This is a genomic window from Streptomyces sp. NPDC041796, assembly GCF_055590785.1.
In genome coordinates, this window is sequence record NZ_JBVJAH010000032.1 from 1 (window position 1) to 26078 (window position 26078).

General features: G+C 68.8%; 21 protein-coding genes and 3 pseudogenes. 11 read left to right on the forward strand and 13 right to left on the reverse strand.

The window, feature by feature from the left end; genetic code table 11:
* The first annotated feature begins 616 nt into the window (after positions 1-616).
* Positions 617-3265, forward strand: a complete 2649-nt coding sequence (locus ACZ6C1_RS35795; protein WP_469247050.1) for a helicase associated domain-containing protein — start codon at positions 617-619, stop codon at positions 3263-3265.
* Positions 3266-3364: 99 nt separating this feature from the next.
* Here ACZ6C1_RS35795 and ACZ6C1_RS35800 read toward each other — a convergent pair whose 3' ends face one another.
* Positions 3365-5401, reverse strand: a complete 2037-nt coding sequence (locus ACZ6C1_RS35800; RefSeq protein WP_469247052.1) for an AAA family ATPase — start codon at positions 5399-5401, stop codon at positions 3365-3367.
* 225 nt (positions 5402-5626) lie between these two features.
* On the opposite strand from ACZ6C1_RS35800, the gene ACZ6C1_RS35805 reads away from it, so the two are divergent.
* The 6 genes from ACZ6C1_RS35805 (at position 5627) to ACZ6C1_RS35830 (ending at position 13733) form a co-directional block, all read left to right on the forward strand.
* Positions 5627-7978, forward strand: a complete 2352-nt coding sequence (locus tag ACZ6C1_RS35805; RefSeq protein WP_469247054.1) for a helicase associated domain-containing protein — start codon at positions 5627-5629, stop codon at positions 7976-7978.
* Positions 7979-8080: 102 nt separating this feature from the next.
* Positions 8081-8938, forward strand: a complete 858-nt coding sequence (locus ACZ6C1_RS35810) for a TnsA-like heteromeric transposase endonuclease subunit (RefSeq protein ID WP_469247160.1) — start codon at positions 8081-8083, stop codon at positions 8936-8938.
* Positions 8919-11063 (forward strand): Mu transposase C-terminal domain-containing protein, encoded by a 2145-nt coding sequence (locus ACZ6C1_RS35815; RefSeq protein WP_469247056.1) that lies wholly within the window; start codon positions 8919-8921, stop codon positions 11061-11063. Before ACZ6C1_RS35810 ends, ACZ6C1_RS35815 begins: the two co-directional genes overlap by 20 nt.
* A gap of 369 nt (positions 11064-11432) precedes the next feature.
* Entirely contained in the window at positions 11433-12167 is a 735-nt protein-coding gene (locus tag ACZ6C1_RS35820; RefSeq protein ID WP_469247161.1) for a TniB family NTP-binding protein, read from the forward strand.
* Complete coding sequence (locus tag ACZ6C1_RS35825) at positions 12164-13120, forward strand: TniQ family protein (RefSeq protein ID WP_469247058.1); 957 nt, start codon at positions 12164-12166, stop codon at positions 13118-13120. The genes ACZ6C1_RS35820 and ACZ6C1_RS35825 overlap by 4 nt, the downstream gene beginning before the upstream one ends.
* A 301-nt stretch (positions 13121-13421) precedes the next feature.
* Positions 13422-13733 (forward strand): helicase associated domain-containing protein, encoded by a 312-nt coding sequence (locus tag ACZ6C1_RS35830; RefSeq protein ID WP_469247060.1) that lies wholly within the window; start codon positions 13422-13424, stop codon positions 13731-13733.
* A 114-nt stretch (positions 13734-13847) separates the two neighbouring features.
* Here ACZ6C1_RS35830 and ACZ6C1_RS35835 read toward each other — a convergent pair whose 3' ends face one another.
* Positions 13848-14408 (reverse strand): DUF6262 family protein, encoded by a 561-nt coding sequence (locus ACZ6C1_RS35835; protein WP_469247066.1) that lies wholly within the window; start codon positions 14406-14408, stop codon positions 13848-13850.
* Positions 14405-15421, reverse strand: coding sequence for a tyrosine-type recombinase/integrase (locus ACZ6C1_RS35840; protein WP_469247070.1), 1017 nt, complete (start codon positions 15419-15421; stop codon positions 14405-14407). Before ACZ6C1_RS35840 ends, ACZ6C1_RS35835 begins: the two co-directional genes overlap by 4 nt.
* Between ACZ6C1_RS35840 and ACZ6C1_RS35845 the strand changes: the two genes are divergently transcribed.
* Positions 15411-16184: a hypothetical protein gene (locus tag ACZ6C1_RS35845; protein WP_469247072.1), complete on the forward strand. Its 774-nt coding sequence runs from the start codon at positions 15411-15413 to the stop codon at positions 16182-16184. The two genes, ACZ6C1_RS35840 and ACZ6C1_RS35845, sit on opposite strands and share 11 nt — an antisense overlap.
* Positions 16185-16906: 722 nt before the next feature.
* On the opposite strand, the gene ACZ6C1_RS35850 is transcribed toward ACZ6C1_RS35845, so the two are convergent.
* From ACZ6C1_RS35850 to ACZ6C1_RS35875, 6 genes and pseudogenes are all read right to left on the reverse strand, one after another.
* Positions 16907-17083, reverse strand: a complete 177-nt coding sequence (locus ACZ6C1_RS35850) for a hypothetical protein (RefSeq protein ID WP_469247074.1) — start codon at positions 17081-17083, stop codon at positions 16907-16909.
* 61 nt (positions 17084-17144) lie between these two features.
* A pseudogene (locus ACZ6C1_RS35855) lies at positions 17145-17503 on the reverse strand (transposase); the annotation flags it as partial.
* Between the two features lie 345 nt (positions 17504-17848).
* Positions 17849-18025 (reverse strand): hypothetical protein, encoded by a 177-nt coding sequence (locus tag ACZ6C1_RS35860; RefSeq protein ID WP_469247076.1) that lies wholly within the window; start codon positions 18023-18025, stop codon positions 17849-17851.
* A gap of 424 nt (positions 18026-18449) precedes the next feature.
* Complete coding sequence (locus tag ACZ6C1_RS35865) at positions 18450-18734, reverse strand: transposase (protein WP_469247078.1); 285 nt, start codon at positions 18732-18734, stop codon at positions 18450-18452.
* 368 nt (positions 18735-19102) lie between these two features.
* A complete protein-coding gene (locus ACZ6C1_RS35870; RefSeq protein WP_469247080.1) occupies positions 19103-19780 on the reverse strand; it encodes a restriction endonuclease in 678 nt (225 codons plus the stop codon).
* A 47-nt stretch (positions 19781-19827) separates the two neighbouring features.
* Positions 19828-20037: a hypothetical protein gene (locus ACZ6C1_RS35875; protein ID WP_469247141.1), complete on the reverse strand. Its 210-nt coding sequence runs from the start codon at positions 20035-20037 to the stop codon at positions 19828-19830.
* Between the two features lie 777 nt (positions 20038-20814).
* On the opposite strand from ACZ6C1_RS35875, the gene ACZ6C1_RS35880 reads away from it, so the two are divergent.
* Complete coding sequence (locus tag ACZ6C1_RS35880; RefSeq protein ID WP_469247145.1) at positions 20815-22032, forward strand: hypothetical protein; 1218 nt, start codon at positions 20815-20817, stop codon at positions 22030-22032.
* A gap of 60 nt (positions 22033-22092) precedes the next feature.
* Here ACZ6C1_RS35880 and ACZ6C1_RS35885 read toward each other — a convergent pair.
* A pseudogene (locus ACZ6C1_RS35885) lies at positions 22093-23359 on the reverse strand (transposase); the annotation flags it as partial.
* A gap of 223 nt (positions 23360-23582) precedes the next feature.
* Between ACZ6C1_RS35885 and ACZ6C1_RS35890 the strand changes: the two are divergent.
* Together ACZ6C1_RS35890 and ACZ6C1_RS35895 are read left to right on the forward strand one after the other, a co-directional pair.
* Positions 23583-24023, forward strand: a pseudogene (locus ACZ6C1_RS35890) (transposase); the annotation flags it as partial.
* 134 nt (positions 24024-24157) lie between these two features.
* Positions 24158-24556 carry a family 43 glycosylhydrolase gene (locus tag ACZ6C1_RS35895; RefSeq protein ID WP_469247163.1) on the forward strand — a complete coding sequence of 133 codons (399 nt, stop codon included), beginning with the start codon at positions 24158-24160 and terminating at the stop codon, positions 24554-24556.
* Here the strand turns inward: ACZ6C1_RS35895 and ACZ6C1_RS35900 are convergent.
* From ACZ6C1_RS35900 to ACZ6C1_RS35910, 3 genes are all read right to left on the reverse strand, one after another.
* On the reverse strand, positions 24523-24849 hold the full coding sequence (locus tag ACZ6C1_RS35900) for a helix-turn-helix domain-containing protein (RefSeq protein ID WP_469247147.1): 327 nt from the start codon (positions 24847-24849) through the stop codon (positions 24523-24525). The genes ACZ6C1_RS35895 and ACZ6C1_RS35900 overlap by 34 nt on opposite strands.
* A 196-nt stretch (positions 24850-25045) precedes the next feature.
* On the reverse strand, positions 25046-25459 hold the full coding sequence (locus tag ACZ6C1_RS35905) for a hypothetical protein (RefSeq protein WP_469247149.1): 414 nt from the start codon (positions 25457-25459) through the stop codon (positions 25046-25048).
* A 187-nt stretch (positions 25460-25646) separates the two neighbouring features.
* Entirely contained in the window at positions 25647-26048 is a 402-nt protein-coding gene (locus tag ACZ6C1_RS35910) for a hypothetical protein (RefSeq protein WP_469247151.1), read from the reverse strand.
* Positions 26049-26078 lie beyond the last annotated feature (30 nt).

A 26078-nucleotide genomic window follows, 5' to 3' on the forward strand; every position in this document is an offset into this window, starting at 1 on the left:
ACTCGGCGCAGCTGCCGTACGGCCCGCAGGGACATCAGGTGTTCACTCTTCGGTGCCATGCCCCCCGTGTACCCCCACCCGCACAGTCCACCGGGTCGGGCGAGCATTGCGACGTGGATTCTGGCTTGGTCTGCGTCAGGATGATGCAACATGTAGCCTTGGCAGAAATGTGTGACACCCTGCGGGTCATCTGGTCATCCCGTCCATGTCCTCCATCGCGTCTGAGGGGGGTTGCATTGTCCGGATTCGACAGCTTCCTCGATGGAATAGTTGCCGAAATACACGCAGTCTGCATAAACCGGCCGCGTGGCGTACCAGCACAGCGCGATCAGCGAGGCGAGCGCTAGAGCGGAGACCGGGTGCCTCCATGTAGGGGGCCCTGAGACGGGGTGGATCATGCCGGTGATCATACGGCCGGGTACGAAGTGCTCCTCCCCTGGGGGCTGTCCTGTGGAGGAGGCCGCTCCCTGGGCCCCGGGCTCCAGCGGCTGCGGGCAGGAGTCGAGGGCCGGTACACAGCGCAGTCTGCGCATCTGGATTCTCGGCGTGCTCTCCAGCAAGCCGTTCACGTTTGCCTGGAATTCAGCGACAGTATCGATGAAGGGAAGGCAGAAAAATGCTCGGACTCCGGCTCCGGGAACACCAGGTAGACCAGAAGTCAGCGTTCCGTAGATGGGCGGGATTGCCTGCAAGATCAGCTGTGCCCCCAGAGGGGGCGCGCGCCATGGGGGTGTCCGCGACAGGGTCCGGGAAAACGATCACGGCCGCCGCGAGCGCTCTGGAGTGCTTCCCGGACGGGCGGGTCCTCGTCATGGTGCCCACCTTGGATTTGATCGTGCAGAGCGCGCAGTCCTGGCGCCGGGTGGGGCACCGCGCGACCATGGTCGCGGTCTGCTCAGTGGACAAGGACGAGGTCCTGGAGCAGCTTGGAGTGCGGACCACGACCAACCCGATCCAGCTCGCGCTGTGGGCAGGAGCGGGGCCGGTGGTCGTGTTCGCCACGTACGCCTCCCTGGTGGACCGCGAGGACCCGGAGGACCCTTCGGGCCGGCTGACAGTGCGCGGGCCGCTGGAGGCCGCGCTGGCGGGCGGGGAGCGGCTGTACGGCCAGCGGATGGCCCCGTTCGACCTGGCGATTCTGGATGAGGCGCACATGACGGCCGGGGACATGGGCCGGCCGTGGGCGGCGATCCACGACCAGTCCCGGATTCCGGTCGACTTCCGGCTCTACCTCACCGCCACTCCGCGGATCCTGGCCGCGCCCAGCCCGCAGCGTGGCAGGGACGGGCGGGAGCTGGTGATCGCGTCGATGGAGGACGACAGTGCCACCTACGGCACCCGGATTTTCGACCTTGGGCTGGCGGAGGCGGTGGAACGCTCGATCCTCGCAGGGTTCGAGATCGATGTGCTGGAGATCCGGGACCCCGACCCGGTGCTGGGGCTGTCGGAGGACGCGCTGCGCGGCCGGCGCCTGGCTCTGCTCCAGGCCGCGCTGCTGGAGCATGCGGCGCAGATGAATCTGCACACCGTCATGACCTTCCACCAGCGGGTCGAGGAAGCCCGTGCGTTCGCCGAGCAGATGCCGGCGACCGCCGCCGAGCTGTATGCCACTCAGGCGTCCGAGGTTGCTCTCGCCGACGCGGAGGAGCTGCCCGCCTCTTCCATCGATGCTGAGCTGTATGAGCTCGAGGACGGCCGCCACGTCCCCCCGGACCGGGTCTGGGCGGACTGGCTGTGCGGGGACCATCCCATCGCCCACCGGCGCCAGGTGATCCACCGGTTCGCCAACGGCATCAACGCCGAGAACCGTCGTGTACACCGGGCGTTCCTCGCCTCCGTACGGGCCCTCGGGGTCGGCGTCGACATCACCGGGCTGCGCGGGGTGGAAGCGGTGTGCATCGTCGGCTCGCGAAGCTCCCAGGTCGACATCGTCCAGACCATCGGACGCGCCCTGCGCCCCAACCCCGACGGCACGACCAAGACGGCGCGGATCATCATCCCGATCTTCCTGCAGCCCGAGGAGGACCCGAAGGACATGGTCGCCTCCGCCAGCTACCAGCCTCTGGTCGACATCCTCCAAGCGCTGCGCTCGCACTCGGAACGCATGGTCGACCAGCTCGCCTCCCGCGCCCTGACCCGCGGCACCGAACGCCGACGCCTCCACGTCCACCCCACCAGCGCAACGGAAGTCGGCGGCGGTGACGGTGAGGAGACGAACGAGGCGCAGCAGGAGGTCGACCGGGTCACCTCGATCGTGATCAACTTCGCCTCCCCCCGCGACGCCGCCGACATCGCCGCCCTCACCCGCTGCCGCGTCATCCGCCCCCAGTCCCTGGTCTGGCTGGAGGGCTACCAGGCCCTGCTGCGCTGGCGTGCCGAGAACGAGATCACCGGCCTGCACGCCATTCCCTACGACGTCGAGACCGCGGTCGGGACGACGAAGGCATTTCCGCTTGGGCGATGGGTCCATCAGCAGCGGAAATCACTGCGGGCCAGCGAACTCGACCCCCACCGCAAACAGCTCCTCGACGAGGCCGGGATGGTGTGGGAGCCCGGCGAAGAGGCCTGGGAGACCAAACTCGCCGCGCTCAGGTCCTACCGGCGGGCCACCGGACACCTCGCACCCCGCCAAGACGCCGTCTGGGGCGAGAGCGAGGCGATGGTCCCGGTCGGCCAGCACATGGCCAACCTGCGCCGGAAGGGAGGCCTCGGCAAGGACGCCGAGCGTGCCGCCGTTCGCGCGCAGCAGCTGGCCGCGATCGACCCGGACTGGAACTGCCCCTGGCCCCTCGACTGGCAACGCCACCACCGCGTCCTCGCGGACCTGGTCGACGCCGACGGTGTGCTGCCCGACATCCAGCCCGGCGTGCTCTTCGAGGGCGACGACCTGGGAAAATGGCTCGCCCGGATGCAAGAGTCGACAACCTGGGCACAGCTCTCGGAAGAGCAGCAGCGACGGCTCTCCGGGCTTGGCCTGAAGCCGCCTGAGCGACCCGGTGCAGCCCCGGTGGATAGGAGTGTCGGTAGGGCGGGGAAAGCGTCAGCGGCCTTCCAGAAGGGCGTTCAGGCCCTCGCACAGTACATCGCCCGTGAAGGGCACCACCGCGTCCCGAGGGCCCATGCAGAGGAGATCGCGGTCGGCAGCGAGGCAGAGCCGGTGGTTGTGAAGCTAGGCGTATGGATCTCCAACACCAAATCGAGGCGGGACAGGCTCACCGAGCCCCAGCGTGCCGCCCTCGCGGAGCTGGGCGTCGAATGGGCGTGAGCCCGTGTCCGGCCGGTTCAACAACCAGCCGGACACGGCATGGGCCCTGCGGCACGCGACAGATACCTGGGGTGTGCGGTCGAGCTGGAGTTCCGGCTGCTACGTCAGTCCCTTGTTGATGGCGGCAAACAGCTTCTGCCATGCGGTCTGCTCGTCGGCCGTGAGGTCGTTCCAGCCGTGGTCAGTCAGCCAGCTCAGGAATGCCTTGGCGAGCTTCCACTTCGAGAAACCGGAGATCTCGGCCTTGAAGATGTCGACGATGTGGCGCTTCTGCTGGGTGGCTTCCGTCGCGCGAACGTCCCAGCCGAGTTGGTCGAGAGCAACCTTTACCAGGGTGGTGCGTAGGAGGTCTTCGATCTCCGGGCCGGGAACAGAGCCGCTGTAGTAGTCCTTGGCACGCAGGATCTGGTTGTTCTTCAGCAGGCGGACCAGGTCGTCTTGGGTGGCTGCTTTCTCGCCAGCTGCGTCAGAATCAAGCAGAGCACTGACTTTCAGCTTCTGGCTGTGCAGCAGAGTGCAGTAGTAGATGACCTTGCTGGAGCTGCCTGCGGGCACGATGGCAATGTTGTCGCGCATCGTGGGCAGGCCAGCCTCACGCATGGCGCCGGCGAGGCCCTCGAGGAACCACATGTCGGTCAGGCCCTCAGTGACGAGGTTGCGGCGCTGACTGAACATGCTTTGCGCGAGGTCGTAGCCGAGTGCGGTCTGCAGCGGGAAGACTGAGCGGGGGTCGTCGGACACAAGCTGGGTGTGGATCCTCGTGCCGGTAGTCCGGTCGACCATCTCCACCAGACGTACACGGTGGAGTTCCTCCGGGCCGACCATGAAGGGCGAATGAGTGGTGTAGAGGATCTGGTTGTCCTCGGCGAGCATCTCGACGGTCTTACGGAACTCCCGCTGCTTGAGCGCGTGCAGATGCAAGCCAGGTTCGTCCAGGAGCAGGATGGCGTTATTCAGCTGGTCCTTCGCCTGGGCGCGGAAGACGACGAAGAAGCTGACCAGCCAGCGGAAACCTTCGCTGCGCTGGTCGAGTTCCACTTCGACGCCAAGGTCGTCGACGACCACCACTTTGAGGTACTGCCCGTCCACAACCAGGCGCAGCTGCAGGTTGTCGTCGCCCCAGACGTTGCTGATCAGCTGGGTGATCAGGACGCTCGCCGCGTTCAGCTTGTACTGACGTGCGTCGTGCTGGGCCTGCCAGGCCTTCTCGGCCTCCTGGTAGGCAGCCATGGCGTTCTGGTCCTGCCGGTTCTGCGGGAGCTGGGGGGCCGGCTGGCTGTCCATCTGCGAGAGTTCGGCGGCGGTGAAGCCCAGGAGATCAAGCAGGCACAGGTTGCCGAAGTCGTACTCCTGGTCCACGTCGTCGGCGGCCTGCCGCTGTGCGAGGTTCGCCAGATGGATTCGGGGTCGCACTGTGAAGTACTGGGAGTAGTAGACGAACACCGGGATACGTGGTTCCAGGGCATCCCAGGCTTGCTTGAAGATGGAATAGCGGCGGGCTGCGGCCCGAAGCCGGTCGAACTGAGCATCGGCCTGTTTGTTCTCCTCATCGATGTGAGGCAGAGCCCGTTCGAGCCAGTCATCCAGCTTGTTGGCGATGAGGCCGACAAGGCGCGTAGTGTCGCGCACACCCACCAGTAGCTGATCGAGTTCGTCAGCCAGTTCCTGGCCTTCACCCCCACGCCCCTTGACGTGGGCCTTGAGACGCACGGCGTCCTTGCTGATGTCCTTCCACTGCACGTTCCGGCTGACCCCAGGCAAATCCCAGGTGCGGCTGTTATCGAGATACCGCGTGAGCACGAAGGTCTTGGCATCGGCGAAGACCTTGTCGTCAACATCGTGGAGTGCCGCGATGTCGTCGTCGTCCAGGGTGAACGTCGCCCGTGCCACCAGAACGTCGCCGGCTTCCTTGTCGCCTCGATCGAGTTCGGTGTATCGCGACCTCGGGTAGTCCCGCAGGGCGTCCAGGCCATCCCGCTGGTCGGCTGGCGGATTCACCTGCTGCAACGCTCGAAGGACAGCCGTCTTCCCTGCCTCGTTGGCCCCCACCACGATGGTCTTGTCCGGTTCCACCTCGAACTCGGTCGAATCGATAACCGAGCGGTAGTTCGTCACCTGAGCCGCGCTGAGCCTCATTCGTCCCTCCTGCGCAATCACAGTACGCCGCGATCACGCACCCCGCCCCGGCCTTCGTACTACTGCCGCACGAACAGCGTTCGTACTTGATCGCGCATGGTAGGGAGGTCGCTCAAGCGCAGCGGTGGCTCGGCGCGCCTCACCGTGTCCTCGCAGCCCGATCGGGTGTTGTTGCTCGGGAATCCCGGCTCCATCGCGTGGGCTTGTGAGGTTACGGAGTAGCAGGTGACGGACCCGTTCTCCCCATGGCCGGCGGCCGGTTTCGTCTGTCTGGCCCCCCTGACGGGTGAAACGACGCTGTCGTTCGTGAACCGGCTGGCCGCTCGCTATGAGGTCACCGTGACGGGTCTACTGTCTGCGGTAGCGGGCCCCGGCGTGCGTGGTGTCTGGGGAAAGGGCTGTCTCGTCGGCGAGGTGTTCCTGGCGTCCGCGGTGCGGCGCCGGCTGGCCTCCCTCTGCCAGGTGCCGGAGTCGCATCTGTCCCGCGCGCTGCCTTCCTGGGATGAGGGCGTTGACGCGAAGGCGAACGGTGAGCAGCCGAACGTGCGCTTCGCCTCTGGCAGCGCGGTTCCTGCCGTCATGCTGGGATGCCGTCTGTGCACAGCGGCCCGGACAGGCGCTGCGTGTTCTGCCCGTCTGTACTCCGACCTGCGTTCGAGGATCTGCCTCAGACACCAGTGCTGGTCCCTCGACTCACTGGCGCTGGACAGAGTCACGCTGGTCGAAGGACAGGTGGGCCTCTCCGGGCTCCCGGAGGTGATCCGTGCGCACCAGCGCCTGCTGCCGCTGCTGCGTCGTAGGGGCTCGTGCGAGGGCGCTTTTGCCGTGGCCCAGGCGGTCGTTGCCTCCTGGTGGGATGTGCACTGGCGGGACGAGGTGCTCTGGCCGGCGCGTCTTGGCCGTGTCTGTGCCGATCTTCCCGAGGGTGAGGTAGCGGTGATCGCCCGGGACGTGGTGACGTATCCGGAGGCTGTCGCGGTGACGACGGTTCTGTGTGACCGGTTGTGGCGACAACGCGTCTTGGAGGACACGCACGGTCAGATGCCGCACACGCTGGCCGAGGTTCCCCGTCTGCTGACCCAGTTGGCTCGCCGTCTGGGCCGCCCGTGGTTGGTGGAGCAGCTTGCCGCCTCCAGCGCAGGAGCGTTGTTTGCCTGGGTGCGGGCGTGTGTGCGGCGGGAGCGCGGAGCAGTGCCCGAGGAAGATGTGTGGGTGGTTCCGGTCGCGCACCGGCCTCGTGGGCTTGCGGCGCAGGTGCGGGAGCTGCGCCTCCAGCACGTCGGCGGTGCGCCGGTGGGAGGAAGGCCGTCCCGTGCAGAGCAGGCGTATCGGGTCGGCTTGGCACACGCCCGTTCCTACGCGGCGCGTCACGGGCATCTCGCTGTTCCCAAGTACGGTCGTCACGAGGGATTTGCTCTGGGAACGTGGCTGGCCAATCAGAGAACCGGAGTAGCAGCGCTCCCCATAGAGCGGGCGCAGGCGTTGCATTGCATCGATCCCTGGTGGAACGGTCCCTGGCCCGTCTCATGGCGACGGACGTATCACCGCGCCCTGGTACACGTTCGGAAGCATGGCCTCGTCGACGCCACGGCAGGATTCCCCGGCACCAGTCTCGCCTTGGGCGAGTGGCTCCATGAGCAGTGTTCCCGGTACGACGACCTCCACGTGGGCCAGCAACGCCTGCTCGCAGATCTCGGGATCCGGCCCGCGCACGCCCGCTCAGCACACCCTCGCCGCAAAAGCCTGGCTCTGGCCTTCGCGGCCGGCCTGGACTGCGCACGAACCTTTGCCGCCGTCCACGGCCACCTCGCCACGTCCAAGAGCACGCAGCAGGACGGTTTTCCTCTTGGGCAGTGGCTGATGAGTCAACGCAGCCGGGCCCGTATGGCGGAGATGGAAACCGACCGGAGCCGTGCACTGTCCGCCATCGACCCGTGGTGGAACCCGCCGTGGCCCTTGGCATGGCAACGCGCCTACCACCACGCCCGCAAGCAGTGCGGCAGCCGTCGGCTGCTGGTGCCGGGGGATGGCTTCGCCGGGGTGGGGGCGGCTGCCGCATCATGGCTGTACGCGCAGTGCGCCTTGTTCGAAGAGCTCGACCCCGGCCAGCAGGGCCTGCTGCGGGAGATCGGCATCACCGCCGAGGCCGCGCAAGCCAGGCAGACCGCGCGGTATCGCCCCACCGGCGCGCGGATCGACTTCACTGTGGGCTTGACTCATGCCCGGGACTACGTCGGCGTTCACGGCCATCTGGCGCTGCCGCACCCCGTTCAGCACAACGGGTTCCCTCTGGGCAGGTGGCTCGCCAGCAAACGCGGAGAGGCCGGAGCGCACGCGCGCCGCACACCGGCTGCGTGGCCGGGCATGCAGGCCCTTGTTGCTCTGGATCCGTGGTGGTTTCCTCCGTGGGCGTTCGCCTGGCAGCGCGACTACCACCGTCTGCGTCTCCTGTTCGCCGCCGGCCTCGAACCACCGCCCAAGCTGCGCTCCTGGTTCAGTGAGCAGCTCGCGCAACGTCACACCCTGTTGCCCGGCCAGCAGCGGCTCCTGCAAGAACTGAGAATCTTCCCGGGCTGACCACGGGTGAAGGAGCTCCGCGTCGCGGCCGCCGTTCACCCGTTCGGGTGGCGGATCCGGATCGCGGCGTTCGGCAGCACGACTTGGGCTTGGCTGTTGAGTGTGGAGGGGCACGAGCACGACAGGCGGGTGCAGCAGGCCGCCGCAGGGGGCGGAGGTGCGGGAATCGAGGCCGCGTTTGTCACGGCCGCCGGGCGGTTGACCCAGTTGCCGTGGGATCAGGCGGTGGTGTTGGTGCGGTTCGAGGGCCTTGCCCCGGTGTCGGCGTTTCCGGTCGTTCCGGGCCGCCGGTGGGGGCCGGGCTGGTGGTGGTCAGCGACCACCGGACGGCACGTCGTACACGGTTCGGCAGCGATGCGCACCCAGCTGATGGTGCTGGACCGGAATCCTGACGTGACCGGCCTGGCCGCCCGTCCGGTACGGCTGCTGTGGCGGGAAACGGCCGACGGGCGGGTGCGCTCGTGGGTGCCTCAGCTGTTCGCCCGGTACGCCGATGGCACCGGCCTGCTCGCCGACTGCCCCTCCAGCCCAGCTGCCGGTGGAGACGGGGCGCAGCGGGTGCGGATGGTCCTGGAGGCGGCGTGCGCGCGCGTGGGCTGGTCATATCGGCGCCTCGAGCCGCCTCCCCCGGTGGTGGCGGCGAACCTGCGATGGCTGGCCGGCTACCGCCACCCCCGCAATCAGGGCCCGCCCGGGCTGCGGGCCGCGTTGGCTGAGGCGTTCGCCGGGCTCCGGCCGCTGGCCGACGGTGCAGCCGCGGTGGGTGATCCTCTGCAAGTACTGCCGGCTGTCTATCACGCGCTGTGGTGCGGGCATCTGACAACGCCTCTTGATAAGCCGCTGCACGAAGAGACGCTGGTCTGCGCTGACGCAGAACGTGGTGGTGAGGGCGTCGAAGAGCGTCTGGGCGCCGGGGGCGGCCGAGGAAGAGGTGAGCGCAGTGGGCGGCACACACGGTAAAAGCCAGCGGCCGGTGGTGGAGGTCGGCGCGCACGTCGCCTACCGGGGACAGACCTGGCAGGTCGCCGCCCTGCAGGGCCAGCAGGTCTGCCTGCTGCAGGAGGACGGCACCGAAACGAGACTGCTGCTGGGGCGGTTGTTCGCCGATCCGGGCTTCGAAGTAGTGGGCGCGCGGGCGCCGGCCGCGGTGCCGCAGTGGGGACTGTTCGAGACCGTTCCTGTGGCGGCCCAGCAGCGGGCGCTGGCCTGGCTGCCCCATATCCGGGAGGTGGAGACCGGGTGGCCGCACCCTGAGGGTGGCCGTGACGGCCAGACGATGCGGCCGGAGTACGACCCCGAGCGGTGGACGCTGGCGCAGCGGGACGCGGCCAAGGCGAAGGAACTGGCGGCGCTTGGCTTCGCGCGGGTGACGCGTACGACGGTGGAGCGGATGCGGCACGTCTACCGCAAGCAGGGCTTGTGGGGGCTTGTCGACAAGCGTGCGGTGCCGGCCCGTGGGCGTCATCCGACGGGGTATGCCGACGAGCGGGTCGTGGCCGCGGTGCTGGAGGCGCTGCGGCGCCAGCGCGGCCGGTCGAAGGGGACGGTGAAGGGACTGCAGGTACTGGTCGGGCAGATCCTGGAGGACACGCACGGGCGCGGCGTGGTGGAGATGCCGTCCAGGTCGACGTTCTACCGGCTGGTGAGCGTACTGGCCGACCCGGCCGATCGTCCGGCGCGTACTGCCACCGCGCCTGCCCGTGCTTCGTCGGCGCCGGTGGTGCTGCGGCCCGGGGAGCAGGTGCAGATCGACACCACCCGTCTGGACATCATGGCCGTCCTGGAGGATGGCAGCCTTGGCCGGCCGGAGATGACGATCGCCGTCGACGTCGCCACCCGCTCCATCCTGGCCGCCGTCCTGCGCCCGCACAGCACCAAAGCCGTCGACGCCGCCCTCCTCCTGGCCGAGATGGCTGTTCCCCACCCTGCTCGGCCGACCTGGCCCAAGGCGCTGCATCTGTCGCGGGCCGAGGTGCCCTTTGAGCGGATGCTGTCGCTGGACGAGCGCCTGGAAGGGGCGGCCGCGCGGCCGGTGGTCGTGCCCGAGACGATCGTCGTCGACCGCGGGAAGATCTACCTCTCGCAGGGCTTCGTCGCCGCGTGCGAGACGCTCGGGGTGAGCGTGCAGCCCGCTCCTGCGAGGCGGCCGCAGGCCAAGGCCGTGGTGGAGCGGACGTTCGGTGCGATCAACGACCTGTTCTGCCAGCACGTCGCCGGCCACACCGGCTCCAACCCCCAGCGCCGCGGCTTGGCGACGGAGGTGGAGGCGCGGTGGACGATTCCGCAGCTGCAGGACTTCCTCGACGAATGGATCACCTGCGGCTGGCAGAACCGGCCCCACGACGGACTGCGCCACCCCGTCCTTCCCAAAACAGCGCTCACCCCGAACCAGATGTGGGCCGCGCTGATCACTATCAGCGGCTACGTGCCTGTGCCGCTTACCAGGACCGACTACCTCGAACTGCTGCCGGTGCGGTGGCAGCCCATCACCGAACGCGGCATCCGCCTCGACTACCGCACCTACAACCACGACATCCTCGACCCCCACCGCGGCCAGCGTTCCCCCGGCACGGCCAGGGACGGCAAGTGGGAGGTCCACCACAACCCCCACGACGCCCGCCAGATCTTCGTCCGACTCACTGACGGAGAGCTCCACGAAATCCCGTGGATTCACCGGGATCATGTCCACGAGCCCTTCAACGACGCCCTCTGGCGCCACGTCCAGGCCGAGGTCGGACAACGCGGGGACCGCGATCAGCATGAGGCCGACCTCGCCGATGCCCTCGACCAGCTCCTGCGCCGCACCCGCCACCCCGCCGAGACCGAGCAGAAGACCGGCCGTCGGAGAGCTTCCCGCTCCGGTACGGCAGCACAGTTGCCCGATCTTCCAGGCCAGCGGCGCCCACTCGACGCAGAGACCGCACCGGCCCCGGCACCGGACTGGAGCGAGAGCCTGGACGACCCTTTTAGCGTCGACACGGCGGCCGAGACCGGCACGAGCGAGATGGAGGGCGCGAGCGTGCTGCCGGCCGAGGCAGGCGGGTACGGGCTGTGGGACGCCGAAGCGGAAGCCGAGCAGTGGTGAGCGCCTCGCCGGGCACGGGCGATACGCCGGCCGGCGGGTCCCCGTCGACGGCGCACCGGCCTCCCAGTGCCGCGGCAGGAACCGATGGCGACGCCCCTGATGCACAGCCACAGGCGGTGACTACCTGGGACGGCTTCCAGGCCTTCGCCACCACACCCGTGACGGCTCCTTCCCCGCCCGGTGCGCCCTCGCGCAGCCTTGAGGAACGCCTGGCCTACCATTCGCGGTTCGTCACCGTGCGCACCCCGGCCATCGACGCCCTCGCCAAGAACGTGCGCACCCTGATGATCCTCGGCCGCCACCAGACGGTCACCGCACGGCCGTCCCTGATCGTCACCCGGCCCCGCAGGCGCGGGGAAAACCACCGCCCTGCTCCAGGTCGGACGCGCCTGCCACCTCGCCCACACCCGCCGCCACGGCGCTACAGCGGCGGCCGGGCAAGTCCCGGTCGCCTACGTCCTGGTCCCGCCCGCAGCCAGCGCCAAGACCCTCGCCATCGAGTTCGCCCGCTACCTCGGCATCCCCGTCGCCGCCGGCATGTCCCAGGCCCAAATCACCAACTCCGTCTGCCACACCTACACCGCCGCGGGCGTCCAGCTGGTGATGATCGACGAGATCCACCGGCTCAACCCCCGCACCACCACCGGCGCCCAGAGCGCCGACCTGATCAAAGACCTCACCGAACGCATCGGCGCTACCTTCGTCTACGCCGGCATCGACGTCACCACCACACCCCTGTTCACCGGCGTGCGCGGAGCCCAGCTCGCTGGCCGTGCCTCCCTCATCGACTGCGCCGCCTTCCCCGCCCGTCTCGGCGACGAAGAGCCCTTCCGCGACCTCATCACCGCGATGGAAGGCGCGCTCGACCTGCGCCACCACCGGCCCGGAACCCTCCCCCGGCTCGCCCCCTACTTGCACGAGCGCACCGCCGGCCGCATCGGTAGCCTCGCCCGCCTCATCCGCCAAGCCGCCATCACCGCCATCAGCGACGGCACCGAACGCATCACCAAACACAGCCTCGAAGCGATCCGCCTCGACCACCTCGCCGAACAGCACTACCAACCCCGCACCCGGCCCCGAAGCCGGAACACCAACCCCCCGTGACCCAGACAGACGTCACAGCCCGTGCCCGAGCCGCGAGCGTCCCCGCGCAGCCCAGCATCGTCACCGCCAGGGCGTGGCTGCAGGCCCCGCCAGCAGCATCAGGCGTGCTCCGCGTACGGCCACTGCCCAGCGAAGCGACCGCCTCCTATGTGCAACGCCTCGCCGACGCCTACCAGCTGGCGCTGCCCCAGCTCCTGGACGGCGCCGGCATCACCCTGACCGGCCACGGCACGCTACCGGCCACTGAACTCCACCTCAGCCCCTCCGCCTGCCGCCGCATCGCCGCCCTGACCCGCATCCCGCTACCCCACCTGACACGCGCCCTGCCACGCCGCGCCGCCAACAACGACGCCCACCACACCGCAGCCGCCGCACACTGGAAACGGCTCGAAGCCGAGCAGCGTCCCGTCCGCGCCTGCACCCGGTGCACCCGTCAGCGCAGCCACGACGCCACCGACACCGCCTGGATCTACCCGCCCCCGCACCGGCTGGTGTGCCCCCGGCATCAGCAAGCAGCCCCCGACCCGCGGCTCACCTCCACCCTCCACACCCGGGCCGTACCGGAGCTTGTCGCCGCACACCACGCCCACCAGCGCCTACGACGACACCCACGCACCCTCACTGCCTGGACCGCTGCACGCGCCATCACCACCCGCTGGTACGACCACCAGCAACACTGCACCCACCGCTGGCACACCCGCCTGGGCCGGCTCTGCGCGACCAACCCCCACCTGACCACCACCAGCAGCGCCTCCCCCGCACTCCTGGCACGCGACCTGGTGACCTATCCCGAAACCGTTGCCCTCGCCCGCACACTCGCCACCCTGCCGAACCGGCCACACCGCACCACCGACGACGCCCTCAACCTCATCGCCCACCGCCTCGCACTGCCCCGCCTGGCCAGCAACGCGAACGATCCCCTCCGGGCCTTCCTCACCCACACACGCCACTGACCAGCACCATCCGGAACCCTGAGCTCCCAGAGAGCGCAGCCGCCCATAGACGCACCACCACACCTCCGAGAAAGCCAAGATCAATCCCACGAAACTACCGGACCGCAGGCCAACCGCCCGAACAACCAAACCGAACACACCAGCAGCCCACGCCAACGACGCCCGAACGTGACCGCTCCCCCAGGTCAAAATCCCAACGAAAAGACGGGACCCCAGACCAGAACGGCCAAACCCCCTGAAGTCCAATGCTCCGTCACAGCAGCAGCAGCAGCGGCTGATCGCGCTGGGCATCAAGACACCTGTGGCCCCGTCTCCTGCCCCAGCGGCCACGCGTGCGACGAAGGGGCCGAGCAAAGCCCAGACGGCATTCCAGCGGGGACTTGCAGCCTTGGCACAGTGGGCGGAGCAGGAGGGTGACCGGCCGGTCCCGCGCGGCGCGGTCGTCGAGGTCGAGGTCGAGGTCGAGGTCGAGGTCGAGGTCGAGGTCGACGGCGAAACGGAACCGGTGCCTGTACGACTCGGCGTATGGATTTCGAACACGAAATCCAGGAGGGACCGGCTGGACGCCGACCAGCTCGACGCACTACGACACCTCGGCATGGAGTGGGCGTGAGGCGTACCAAACGCGCACGAAGTGCGTACCTACCGCGTAACCGCAGCTCAAGGCGGCCGCCGCCATGCTTCGCACAGCCCACGTCAGGCAGCGTGGCCGGCCACTTGGGCGCCTTCAGCGGTTTGTGTTCTCCTCTCGGATCATCCGTCGGAGGCTAGTGCGTGCTGCCGCCAGGTCTGTTTCCAGGGTTCCCACGAGGACGTGGAGCCGGTGATTCTCGTCAGTGACCTGCCTGAGGCTGTCTTCGAGTCGTTGGTTGTTCCGGGTAAGTTCGTCGACGCGTTCGGTCAGGTGCCCGCTGTCTAGGGCGTCGAGTTGCTGTCCCAGCTGATGCTGGATGACCTGCTTCATCCGGTCTCTGTCTTCCCTCAGGGTCCGGATCTCCTGCCTGGCGAGCTCGAGTTCTGTGCGCAACATGGCGGTGGTGCCACGGGTGCGGGCGGGCGAGGGGGTGGTGGGGCGCTGGCGTTGTTGCGCGGCTTCGATGTGCTCGCGGATGCCTTCGGCGTAGGTGAGCCATGTGGAGACGCCGGCGGTGCGGGCGACCGCGGTGTGAGTGATCTTTTCGCCCTGTTGTTCCAGGGTGGTGAGTGCGGTCAGGGCTCGCTGGCGTTTGTCGAGGCTGGTGCGGCGGCGGGCCTGGGCGAGGGTGTGCGGGTTGCCGCGGGGGTTCATGCCGGGTCGGTCCTGGAGACGACGGTGAGCGGCAGGAGGGCGTGGGTGTTGCCGGCTCGGGCTTTGCGCAGGATGGTGCTGGCCTCCTCGATCTCCTGGCGTTCTGCGGCGGGGAGAGCGGCGAGGCGGCGCTGCATACGGTCGGTGACCTGCTCGTAGGCGGTGATCTGGGCGGTGAAGGCGGTGATGACGAATTCGGCGGCGTCCATCGCCTGGGCTGTTTCGCGGTCGGCGCGCAGTTCGTTGATGTGCTGTTCGATCGCCGGGAGGTGGGAGGGGTCGGGGCGGTAAAAGCCGCAGCCGGCGCACTGGAAGCGGATAGGGCAGGAGCTGCCTGCGGCTTTGACGTTGCTGGGTTCGGTGCATCCGCCGTAGGGGACGGCGACAGAGCGCAGTTCGTAGGCGGCCTCGGAGCTGGGGCTGGGGCGGCCGTGGTTGTCGACGACGTGGGCAGCGAGCCTGGTGACGGCCTCGCGTTTTCGTTTCAGGGAGACGGTGTAGTAGCGCTGGGTGGTGCTGACGGACTTGTGGTCCATCAGTTCGCGCAGGACGTCGAGGGGGGTTCCCGCGTCGGCGTGACGTTGTGCGTAGGAGTGGCGGAAGGCGTAGGCGTAGATGAGGGAGCGGTCGAAAGGCAGTGGGTTGCCCTGTGTGTCGGTGCCTTCGCCGTGCAGGTGGGGGATGGAGTCGACCCAGTCGCGCAGGGTCTCGCCGAGGTAGCTGGTGTGAAGGTAGGGGCGGGTGGCGAGGTGGGTGAGGGCGGGGAAGAGGTAGTCGGCGCCGGTGGGCGGAAGGCTGGTCTGGAGCTGTTCTCGGCGTTCTTGCCAGGTACGGATGGCCTGGGCGGTGGACGTGGTGATGGGCAGGCGTCGGCGGTGTCGGAGGGCCTTGTGGTTGTTCCAGATCAGGGAGATCTGGTCGTTGCGGGTCTCCAGGCAGTCGCGGGGCAGGGAGAGGACTTCCAGGGGCCGCCGGCCGGTGTCTCTGAGCAGGATGTACAGCGTGCGGTACATCAGGCTGCAGGTCGGCGGGGGCGAGGGTGCGCTGGCCTCGGGCCCGCCCCAGGCCGAGGAGGTGGAGGTGGGCGTCGAGCTGGCGGATCACCGGTTCGGGGATCGCCTTGCCGATCTCGTCCTCGTTGGCCTCCTGCTCAGGGATGCGGTGGAGGGCAGGGTCACGGACGAAGGCGGCCGAGAGGTCGTCCGCGGCTCCGGAGCGGCGGCCGTAATCGATCAAGGCGAAGAAGTGGCTGGCGATGGACATGCGGTAGTTCCAGCCGGCTGGTTCGCCGTCCAGCTTCAGCGCGGTGCGGAACGCGTCGACCACTGCGGTGACGTCGTCGTAGCGAAGCCGTGCGGGGTCGTCGGTTCCGGGGCGGAGCGCAAGCGCCCGGGAGGCGAGCTCGACACCGCGCAGAGTGCGGCCGAACTCGTCCGCTCCGGGGCGCTGCTGAATCGTCCAGGTCCGCAACAGATCGCGCAGCCATCGCTGATTGATCGTGCGCAGATCGACGGTCCTGGGGGTCCGGATGCCCGCCGGGGTGCGGGACCGCTGGCCCAGCGCACGCAAATCCAGGACGTCGTCCTTCGCCGGCGCTGTTCCGATGTGCTCTGCGTGAGCGGCCCGCACCGCGGTACGGACACGGCTGAGCATTCGCAGCACATCGCTGGTGGAACGCGGGCACATCTGCTGGTCCGTGATGTCACTGATGAGCGTGGTGACGCCGTTCAGATCGCGCACCATGCGGCGGACGTGCGGAGGGTTGAAGACGCGTAGCCACGGGTCCGCCTGCTGCAGGCCGTAAAGAACCTCGTAGCGCAGCGGCTCGGGTAGGGGAAGAAGGCTGAACTGGTGGGGGGCGAGATACGGGGGCTGCTGCGCCGCCCACGGCGCCACGGTGGCGTCCGGGTGGGTGCGGCGGTGCTCACAGAAGCGCCGCGCGTGGTGCCGGCACAGGCCACGGACTTGCAGGCTCGGCAGCGGACAGGCCGGAACCGGGCATGCGGGGGTATCGGCATAGGGGACGGCGGTGTCCTCCCACCGGCCGGCGAGCTTACGGGTGGTGTGGGTCTTCCACTGGGTGTAGTGCATGACGCACAGCCCCTTGCAGTGGCGGGGCCGGACACAGCGCTGCCCGTCTTTGGTGAAGCGGCACTGCTCCGGAACACCGCCGAAGGCAACCCGGTTGCGCATCGGCACGAAGGTCCGCGCGAACTCTGCCACGGGCAGCGGCGACCTCTTCTGCCCCTCCTTACAGAAAGGGCAGAAGATGTTGGCTGGTGACACCACTGTGTCGCACGCAGCCGTACGGCACAGCGACACCGAGCTGCGCGGCTCCTGCACGCTCCCGGTGAACAGCCAGCACTCTGGCCGCCACTCGCGCGGCCGCCAGGCGGGATCGAGGTGGCCTTGCAGCCACGCAGCCCATCCCCCGGGGTCGAGATCCCCAGCGTTTTCGGTGCGCGGTGCGGGCAGTCGCGAGAGTGCGGACGAGATGCTCATGGGCGCTCCGTCAGGGAACCGACGCGCTCGACCGCTGCCCGTGCTTCGGCGTCGTCGACGTGCCGGTAGCGCTCCATCGAGAGCGGGGAGGCGTGGCCCAGGAGCCTCTGGACCACGTCGCTGTCCACTGCCTGGCCAGGACTACTCAGGACACCCTCGATCAGCTGGGTCATGGCCTCACTACCGTCCCCACGCCGCAGGGGCCCGTGGCCATTGCGCGCACGGTCACAGGCATCGGACGCTCTGGGCGTCGATCACGCAGGCCGACGGCTCGCCATCCCCCCCTCCTTCTCCCGTAGAAGCTGCCGCAGTAGGCCGTTGAGCTGGGCGAACACACCCTCGTCCGCCCACTTGGCGAAGTAGCCGTAGACCGTGTTCCAGTGCGGGAAGTCGTGCGGAAGGTAGCGCCACTGAACCCCGGTGCGGTCCACATACAAGATCGCGTCCATGATCTCGCGCAGGTCATGTTCCGGCGGCCGGCCGAAAGCCAGGGCCCTGCCACGGCGCTCGAAGCGCCAAGCAGACAGGACCGGCTCGATCAACTCCCAGCGGGCATCGGACAGATCACTCGGATACGGACGTCGCGCAGTCATGCTTCCGGCGTACCACCGCGGACCGAATGCGTCCAGGCGCACAGCCACGACAACGGAAGCACACAGACCGAGAAGGCCGGCGGCCTGGGATGAGACAGACACGGGCCACTTCCAGCCTCACCTGTCACCCCACCTGACCAGCAAGAAAAAACCCGCATCTTCAGCACCATGAGCATCACAACCCAGGTCTGAAAATCACCGGATACTCGGGCAGTCCCGGTGAAAACAACCTCTTGAGTGAGTGTTTAAATCCCGGCTTGCTTTTGGGTGAGCGGAGCGTCCGGGCATGCTGCGCGCGAGGTTACAGTAGTTCAGCGTGTGGGCCGGGCAGGTGTTCGGCGAGGGCTACTGATCGGCCAGAATGAGCAGGTCACCGCTGCCGGACGGTTCTGTCACCGTGTGCCCGAGCTGGAGGAGCAGGCCTGACACCGCGGCCTGCACGATCGCCTGCATGCTGTCGCCGGAGGCTCCGCGATTGGCCTTCGCCAGTGAGGCGAATCCGTCCGATGCCGTCCACGTCACTAGCACTCCGGCCGGGCACTGTGTCACTGAAAGCCCGGGCTTGGTGTCCTCCGCGTCCTCGCTGACCAGGTGAAACCCTGCCTGGAGAAGGGCATGCCGAACCTGCGTGAGCAGGTCAGGGGATGCAGAGGACACCGGTCTCGCCTGCCCCGTTTCTGCGTAATCAAGCCATCGGACTGGAAACAAGCACTCAGGGCTTCTTCGACCAGGTGGAGCGGGGGCCTCTGCGGGTGAGCCTGCGGGTCATCAGGGTGATGATTGCCCAGGTCAGGTGGGCTTCGAAGTGTTGCGGGAGGCCTCGTAGTCGCGGACGTTGCGTCGGACCTTCATGATCCAGCCCAGGGTTCGTTCGACTTTCCAGCGGCGGGGCAGAACGGCAAAGCCCTTCGCTCCGCGCGGCCGGGAGAGGTCTTGGGGGTCATGTTCAGAAAGTCGTCGGACCAGGTGGTGAGCTGGCCGGGCGTAGGCGGAGTCGGCCCATATCTGGGTGATGAGGCTGCATGACGCGCAAGCGCCAGAGGAGTTCGCGGGCGGCGTCCCGGTCGGTGGTGTCGGCGGGCGTCACCGTGATCATCACCGGAAGCCCGAGGGTATCGACGGCGATGTGTCTCTTGCGTCCGTTGATTTTCTTGCCTGCGTCGAAGCCGCAGGTGGCCTTGGAGACGGTCTCGGCGCCTTTGACGGACTGCGAGTCGACGATCAGTGTCACTGGCCAGGGGCATCGCCCCTGGCCAGTGCGGATCTGGCGGCGGAGCTGGTCGCGCAGGAATGCGACGACTCCGGCCCGGTGGCAGCGGGCGAAGTGGTATCTGACGGTCTGCCAGGGCGGGTTGTCGGCGGGGCAGGGCCCGTCACTCGACGCCGTTGTCGACGACGTATCGGATGGCGTCGACGATCTCGCGGCGGTGCCACTTCTCGGGTCGGCCGCCCGTCTTGGTCCGGCAGGGCCGGGACCCCCCGGTCGAGTGCATCGACGAGGATGTCGCCGCCTGGATGCGGCAGATCAGCCGCGTTCCCGAGCTGCTGCGTACCCGGCCATGACGCCTGGCCGAACGCCTAGTGTGGCAAAGCGGCTATTCAGGACAGGGCGGTCGGTCGGCGAGGTGGCGGAACGGCGCGGAGCAGCTCCCACAGCGGGCGTGAGCCGGCTGCCCAGATTGCGAGGGTGTGGCGGTCGACCACGTGGAGGTGCTGCTGCTTGGCGAAGGCCACGGCCGGCTTGGTGACCCGGCCGTTCGTCACGATGACCGCGACGTCGGCGCCGTGGACCTGGCGGGCGGTGCCGTTGAGGACCTGGAGGTCAGGGGTGCCGACCGCGGAGCCGGCGAGGCCGTTGCGGCGGTGTTTGCACTGGATCACCCAGCGCCGTCCGTAGGGGTCGGTAGCCTTCACGTCGGCGCCCAGGTCGCCGCCGCCCCCGACACGGGCTGCGTCCTGGCAGCCGTCGCGGCGCATAAGGTCCCGCACCGCGTCCTCGAACCGGGAATGGTGCAGGGCGTCCAGCTGAGTCAGCCCGTACCTCATGCCCTGCGCGCGGACCGCTTCCCACCGTGTCTGCTGCTGTCTGTGGTGGAGCCAGGCACCGCCGGCGAGGAGCCCAAGCACGCCGGTGACGCTCAGGACCCACCAGTGGGCAAGCAGCCAGTTGACGACGGCCACCACAAGACTGACGGCCAGGGCCGTGGCCACGAGGATGCCGATCAGCCTGTCCTGTGCGTGCTGCCGCCTGACGGGCCTGCGGGTGCGACGCCGCACCGGCTTGTGCCTGGTCGCCGGTGGCCGGCCTCTACGCGCGCGGGGGCTCACCGGCTGGCCTGCGTGACGCCGCTTGCGAGCTGCCCGAGGATGTCGAGGATCCCCTGGCCGACCGGGGTGGGAGCGAGCAGAACGCCCAGCGCCAGGATGATGACGGCGGTGGTCCTCTCCTCGACGCGGCTGCGGGCCTGTGTTCGGCGCCGCAGCCGGAAGTAGACGATGACTGCGAACAGCACGGCCACGTTGATGGTAAGCAATCGATCACCCCCCACTGACCGGCCTTCACCAGGGGAAGGCGGACGCCACCCCAGCCTTCTTGTGTAGCGGCGCGTTGGTGATGTGGGAGGCGGGTTGCTGGCGAATGGCACAAAGCGATCGGACCTGGCCGAATACTGCGCAGAGGGCCAGTCGTCGCTGTGAACGGTGACCGTACAGGCTTCCGAGCTGGCCACCCCATGGTCCTTAGGCCAGTCAGGGATCACCGAAATGGGCGGCGCTGCATCACCTCAGTTGACGAACGATGGACGCGGCGGCGAAGCCACGGGGGCCGCATCAGCCGGTGAGCACCCTCAAGACAGTGCTGGGGCCAGTGAACTCGGCGCGTTCCCCGGTCGCGGGGGCGCCTGTCGCGTACGGTGGCCCCGCTGCCGCGCCACCGTCGTGCGGGGTGGGTACGGGCAGCGGGGAGACGGCAGAGGAGGAAGTGCAGGATGACGGAGGCCGCGGCGAGCATGCTGGACGAGCGGATCCTGGGACGCAGGTGGACGGTCCGTCTGGACGCCGCCGGCCGTGGCACAACAGCCGTACGCGTCTCGTGCAGCCGACCAGCGTGCGCCGACCAGCGTCTGCCGTCCGCAACTGCCGGCCGTGCGGCCGCAGTCACCCACCTCAAGGCCCACCTGAGGGCGGTCTGCGAACCTCGGCCCGAGACGTACTGTGCGTGCCAGGCCGACAGCTGCAGCACACACGTCCGTCCCGCTGAGAGGCAGACACGTCCCGAGCCCTGGCGGTGCGGCGGGACAGTCGTCCTGGCCGTGGTCACCGACCGGGAAGGCCGCTGGTGGCGGGCCATGGAGTGCTGCTCGCGCTGCGCGGCCGCCACGCCCGGCGCGAAGGTCGTCTCCGCCACCCTGCCAGCGTCCGGCCCGGCGGCCGACGTCGCGACGGCTGCCGACAAGCCATCGGCCGCTCCTGCGAACGTGCCCCAGTTCTCCGACCGTCCCGCGCCTGCGGCCGGCCCACGGGAAGTGCCGGCGCCCCGCTCCGCACCGGCGCGGCGCCGCCCCCAGAAGAAGATCGCGCAGCGGGTCATCCCCTACGACCTACGGCCCGTGGTCCTGCGGGACGAGCTCGTCGAGCTCGGCGACCTGTTCCGTGCCTACCAGCAGCGCACCGAACCTGACCTGGCGCTGCTCGCCGACCTTCACGAACGCAAGGCGCGCGCGTTCACCACCTGGGCCGATGCCACCTGCGACGGCGCTCTGCGGCTGGAGGCCCGGCGCGCCGAGCAGGCCGCTACCGCCGCTCGCCTCCAGCACCAGCAGCGCACCGGCCGCAGCACGGACGACGACGGGCCGGCGGTGACTCGGCTGCTGACCGTACCGACGCAGTGGGAGCACGCCCGGTCGGTCCTCGCGCACGTCGCCGACCACAGCCCACTGCCAGACCCCGAGGCACGGTTGCTGGTGCTGATGCTGACCCTGCGCACCGCGCACACCGGCACCGGCAACCTCGTCGGGCAAGACATCACCGCGCTGGGCCTGACCGACCCGCAGGACCTGATCGAAAAGCTGACCGACTGCGGCTGGCTGGCGCTTCCTGCCACCGCCGGCGACCTGCTCGCCTCCCGACCGGAGAACCCCACCCCCATCACCGTGCCCTCCCTGGCACCCCGCGAGGACGGGACGGGCCCCTTCACGTTCGGCAAGAAGATGCGCCCCAAGCTCTCCGGCTGGGCCCAGAAAGTCGTCGTGGACAAGAAGCTTCGTAAGGCCAAGGCCACCGCCGATACCCGGCTGCTCGCCCTGACGCTGGCCACACAGACCAGCACCGCAGGACGGCTGGGCCCCGCCGGCCAGGGCCTCGACCTGGACACCCTCACCGCCTCGGTCCCCACGCGTGCTAGCGATCTGCAGCACCTGGTCGACCAGCTGACCGCAGCGGACTGGCTTACCGAAGCCGCCGCCACCGACACCCACCTCACCGGGCAGCTGAACGAACGCATCCTTCCGCTCAGCTGTCCACTGGCCTAGAAGGTCGATGAAGATCTTGGTGAGGGGCTGTCCGGCCGTCAGGCCGGATAGCCCCTCCGATCATGCACCGGCCGGTGCGATGTGCCAGGTGTCACTGGTGTGGGTGAGCCCGAGGCTGATCAGGCGGCGGAGGTTGAGGGCGGCGGACCGGGTGTGGAGCCACGTGTCGTTCTTGATGGTGCCGCAGTAGCGCAGGCGCCGGTTGCCGTGGTGGACGAGCCAGGCGACGGCGCGTTCGACAGGGGGCCGCCAGCGGCGGTAGTCGGCCTGCCAGCCGGGGTCGATGGCGGCCTGGTGGCGGGCGGCTGTCTGGAGGTCGTGGTGGGGTCGGATGGTCAGGATGCGTCCGGCCTTGGCTTTGGTGCACCGCTCGCGCAGGTGACATCCGGTGCATAAGTCCCCGAAAAAGGCTTTGCGTTGGTGGTGCTGCCCGCCGGGGTCGGACAGGGCCACGGTGTGTCCGGCCGGGCCGGTCACGATGGCGGTGGTGGTGTCGATGGCGAAGTCGTCGAGGGTGAAGCCGCCGAGGACGGCAGGCCGCAGCGGTGCGGGCTTGAGGAACAGCCGGTGCCCTGCCCGGTGCAGGGCCTGGCGGGCGTCGCCGGTGGAGTAGGCGGTGTCACCGAAGGCGTCCACCGGTGTGTCCTCCTCGGCGAGCAGGTCCAGGCCGACGGCGGCCTCGTGGTGTTCGGGCCCGGCGCCGGGCCGCGGGGCGACGGCGGTGTATAAGCCGGTCTCGGGCTCGACGGCCAGGTGGGCCTTGTATCCGTCCTGCCGGTGGGAGCGGGTTTTGTGGATGTGGCGGGCTCCGGGGTCGATGGTGGACACGATCCGCTCTGGGCGGTGCCTTGGGTGATGCGCCAGCGTCCGTCGCGGCCGTCTGAGTCCTCGGCGGGCTCGACGTCCTGGCCGACGACCAGGGCCAGGATGCCCACCGCGTTCGCGGCTGGTCGGGCAGGTGGCCCAGCAGTCGCAGAGCATCCGTGACCAGTGCGTCGACCAGCTCGGCGCGGGCCTGCTCGTCGTTCCAGGCGATGCGGGGCTTGCCCGGGTCGGTGTAGTCGTGCGCGCCGCACTGGGCAGCGGCGACCACCTCGGCGCCGGGGACCTCGCGGATCACCGCGCGGACGGCGGCGATGATCTGGGTGACGGTGTCCTGGGTGGCGACCGCGTCGTCCAGCACGCTGGAGTCCAGCGCCCGGCGGTTCTTGCCTTTCAGCACGCCGGTGGCCTTCACGACCACGCGCACGGCCTCGAAGATGCGGTTCGGGCGGGCGGAACGGGCCAGCCGGCGGCGGAAGTGGGCCAGCAGCGACGGATCGAACGCCACTGACAGCGGGCTGGGGACATGAAACCTGGTGGGTGCCGCCGGGCGGGGCGCGGTCTTGCTGAAGGGATCGCGTCCCCGGATCCACCTTGGGCCTCCGCCCGGCGGCGCGGTGGGGTGAGCCGGTCTGACTGAGGGATCCAGTCCCGGAACGGCGGCAGGCTTCCACTCCACACGGCGAGCCCTTGCACTCACATGCTCGGGCTCACTGCTGAGCTATTAGATTCACCTCGCCGTCGAGCAGGGGCAGAAGCCGCTGTCGGTGGTGTTCACCGCCGGTCAGCGGGGCGACTCACCGCAGTTCGAGCCGGTCCTGGAAGCGATCCGGGTTCCCCGGCCCGGCTTCGGCAGGCCGCGCAAGCGCCCGGATCGGGTGCGGGCCGACAAGGCGTACGACTCCCGCAGTAACCGGTTCTACCTGCGTAGACGCGGAATCAAGGCGACGATCCCCATCCCGGCGGACCGAGTCCGCAACCGGCTAAACCGCGGCTCACGCGGCGGTCGGCCGCCGAAGTTCGACAAGGACGACTACAAGCAGCGGCACACAGTCGAGTGCGGGATCAACCGCCTCAAGCGCCACCGCGCCGTCGCCACCAGGTACGACAAACTCGCGGTCCGCTACGAGGCGACCGTGCCGGTCGCAACCATCAATGAATGGCTGTGACCAGCACTTGGTCTGCTTCGGCCGGCGGTCCCAGAGTGCCGTGAGGCCGTAGAAGAACAGCTGCTGGTGACGCAGGCGAGGCAGGAAGGACTCCGGCCGGGAAGCTCGCGAGTCCTGTACCGCAGCTCACCCAGATCGCATCGCGCGCGTTCTTCTTCAACCCCAATCCGGTAGAGGCTGGGTTCATCTACCAGCACGGCGACTACTACTACCTTTTCGTGTCGTTCGACCAATGCTGCCAAGGCGTCAACAGCACCTACAACATCAGAGTAGGCAGGTCTACTTCCCCTTCAGGCCCGTATGTGGACTTGTCGCCGGTCGCGGCGGCCTCGGTTCTCGCCTGCACCCAGCACAGACGGCAGTACTCCTCCCGCAGGGACACTCGGCGCGTGCAGCCAGCGCACTCGTCCACGGTCCAACGGCTGGCGAACGAGGAACACGTCGAGCAGCGTGGTTCGAACAGGCCAGGCAATCCGGGCAAGAACTCGGTTCCATGGGTTCACATCGGCGGCAAGCACCGGCCGTCCCGCTGACGCGGGACCACCGCTGGGGCCGGACCGGACGCGGCGGCGGCCTGTTGGCTGGTCTCCTCGCCGGGGCGGCGGACCTTGTCCGGCTCGGGGATCAGCAGGTCACCGATCTCGCAGCTGAGGACGACGCAGATGACGTCCAGGTCCTCCAGCTTGAGGGAGACCGGCTGGCCGGACCACAGCCCGGACATCTTCCCCGCCGAGATCACCAACCCGTGCTCGGCCAGGCTCCGTTGGAGCTCGGACGCCTTCCAGATACCCTTGTTCGCGGCCGTCAGCCGCAGGTTCCACCTCATCGGATCAGCCCTTCCAGCCGCTTCGCGGCCCGCTCGGTCCCGGCGCCCCAGGCGTCCTCGACCCGGGTCTGCTGGACGTGGACGTATCGCATCGTCGTAGCGCTCCAGGAATGCCCCAAAACCTCCTGGATTCCGAGCAAGTCCAACCCGTTCTCATAGAGTTGGGACGCGCAGAAATGCCGCAGGACATGCGGCGTCAGCCGCTCGCCCTATCCCGGCAGATGCGCTTTGGCCGCACCCTTGAGCCCACTGTGCAGGGCGTCATCGCCCACCCGGCGCGAGGAACCGTCGGTGTTCTTGCGCTCGGAGGGGAACAGCGGGTCAGCGCCTGCGACCGGGCCAGGCGCGTGCCGCTGGGCGAGTTCCGCAGCACCTTCCCGAAGTACGCGTCGGCGTCGGCGGGCTCCATGTCCCACAGCGGCCGACCGAACCAGGTGCGGATCTGTTCCAGGTGCCCGACGTCCCCGCGGATCGTGCCATCCGCCAGACCCGCCGACGCTCGCGCGAGGACGAAGCCGGACAGCACGTCGGTCTCGAACCGCTCCAGCTCCTCCACCGACGCGGGCGCCCAGTGCTCACGCAAGTCCCGTACGACCGCCAGCGCCGCCAACCCGAGCCTCCCCACCTTCGGCCCGGCTGCGAATCAGTCGGACGAGGTGAGAACGCTTCAAGAATCCCGAAGTTGCGTCACAGAGCCGCAGAGCACCCGAAGGAGGAGGAACCACCTGGCCACGGGGTCGGGGACTCAGCAGGGCTCAGGGGAACTCGCGGGATGTCGCACAGAGTGGTGTCCGTGCTCACTGGGGCGGTGGCGTGTTCTGGAAGAGACGGAGCAGCGCTTTGATGCCGGCCGCGGCGAGGGCGGGGCCGTAGCGGAGGCCGAGGATGAACACGGCCGTGATGATGAGAATCGTGATGAGCGCTTCGGCGGGCAGGTAGGCGCTGATGCCGGGCGGCTGCGTGTCGTACAGCGGCGTGGGGGGCTGCTGCTGGGGGGTGGTCGCGGTCGGTTCGGCCGGGACGGGAGCGGCCTGCTGGGTGATGGCCGGGGGCTGGCCGGGGGTCGGGGCGGCGTGGGCGGGGGTGGCCAGCACGAGGAGGGCCGTCCAGGCCACCGCGGTGCCGGCGATGAAGTGTCGGGCCCGCGCGACAGGTCGATTCGTGCTGTTCGGGTGACCTGTGCGGGTGCGGTCCAGCATGATGTCTCCTTGTTCCTCAACTGGCCTTTT

Bases quoted from the DNA above. Each gene is read 5' to 3' on its own strand.
- ACZ6C1_RS35795 (WP_469247050.1), top strand. From the start codon at position 617: ATGCTCGGACTCCGGCTCCGGGAACACCAGGTAGACCAGAAGTCAGCG.
- ACZ6C1_RS35800 (WP_469247052.1), bottom strand. From the start codon at position 5,401: ATGAGGCTCAGCGCGGCTCAGGTGACGAACTACCGCTCGGTTATCGAT.
- ACZ6C1_RS35835 (WP_469247066.1), bottom strand. From the start codon at position 14,408: ATGAACCCCCGCGGCAACCCGCACACCCTCGCCCAGGCCCGCCGCCGC.
- ACZ6C1_RS35840 (WP_469247070.1), bottom strand. From the start codon at position 15,421: ATGTACCGCACGCTGTACATCCTGCTCAGAGACACCGGCCGGCGGCCC.
- ACZ6C1_RS35850 (WP_469247074.1), bottom strand. From the start codon at position 17,083: ATGACCCAGCTGATCGAGGGTGTCCTGAGTAGTCCTGGCCAGGCAGTG.
- ACZ6C1_RS35900 (WP_469247147.1), bottom strand. From the start codon at position 24,849: ATGAGGTGGAACCTGCGGCTGACGGCCGCGAACAAGGGTATCTGGAAG.
- ACZ6C1_RS35910 (WP_469247151.1), bottom strand. From the start codon at position 26,048: ATGCTGGACCGCACCCGCACAGGTCACCCGAACAGCACGAATCGACCT.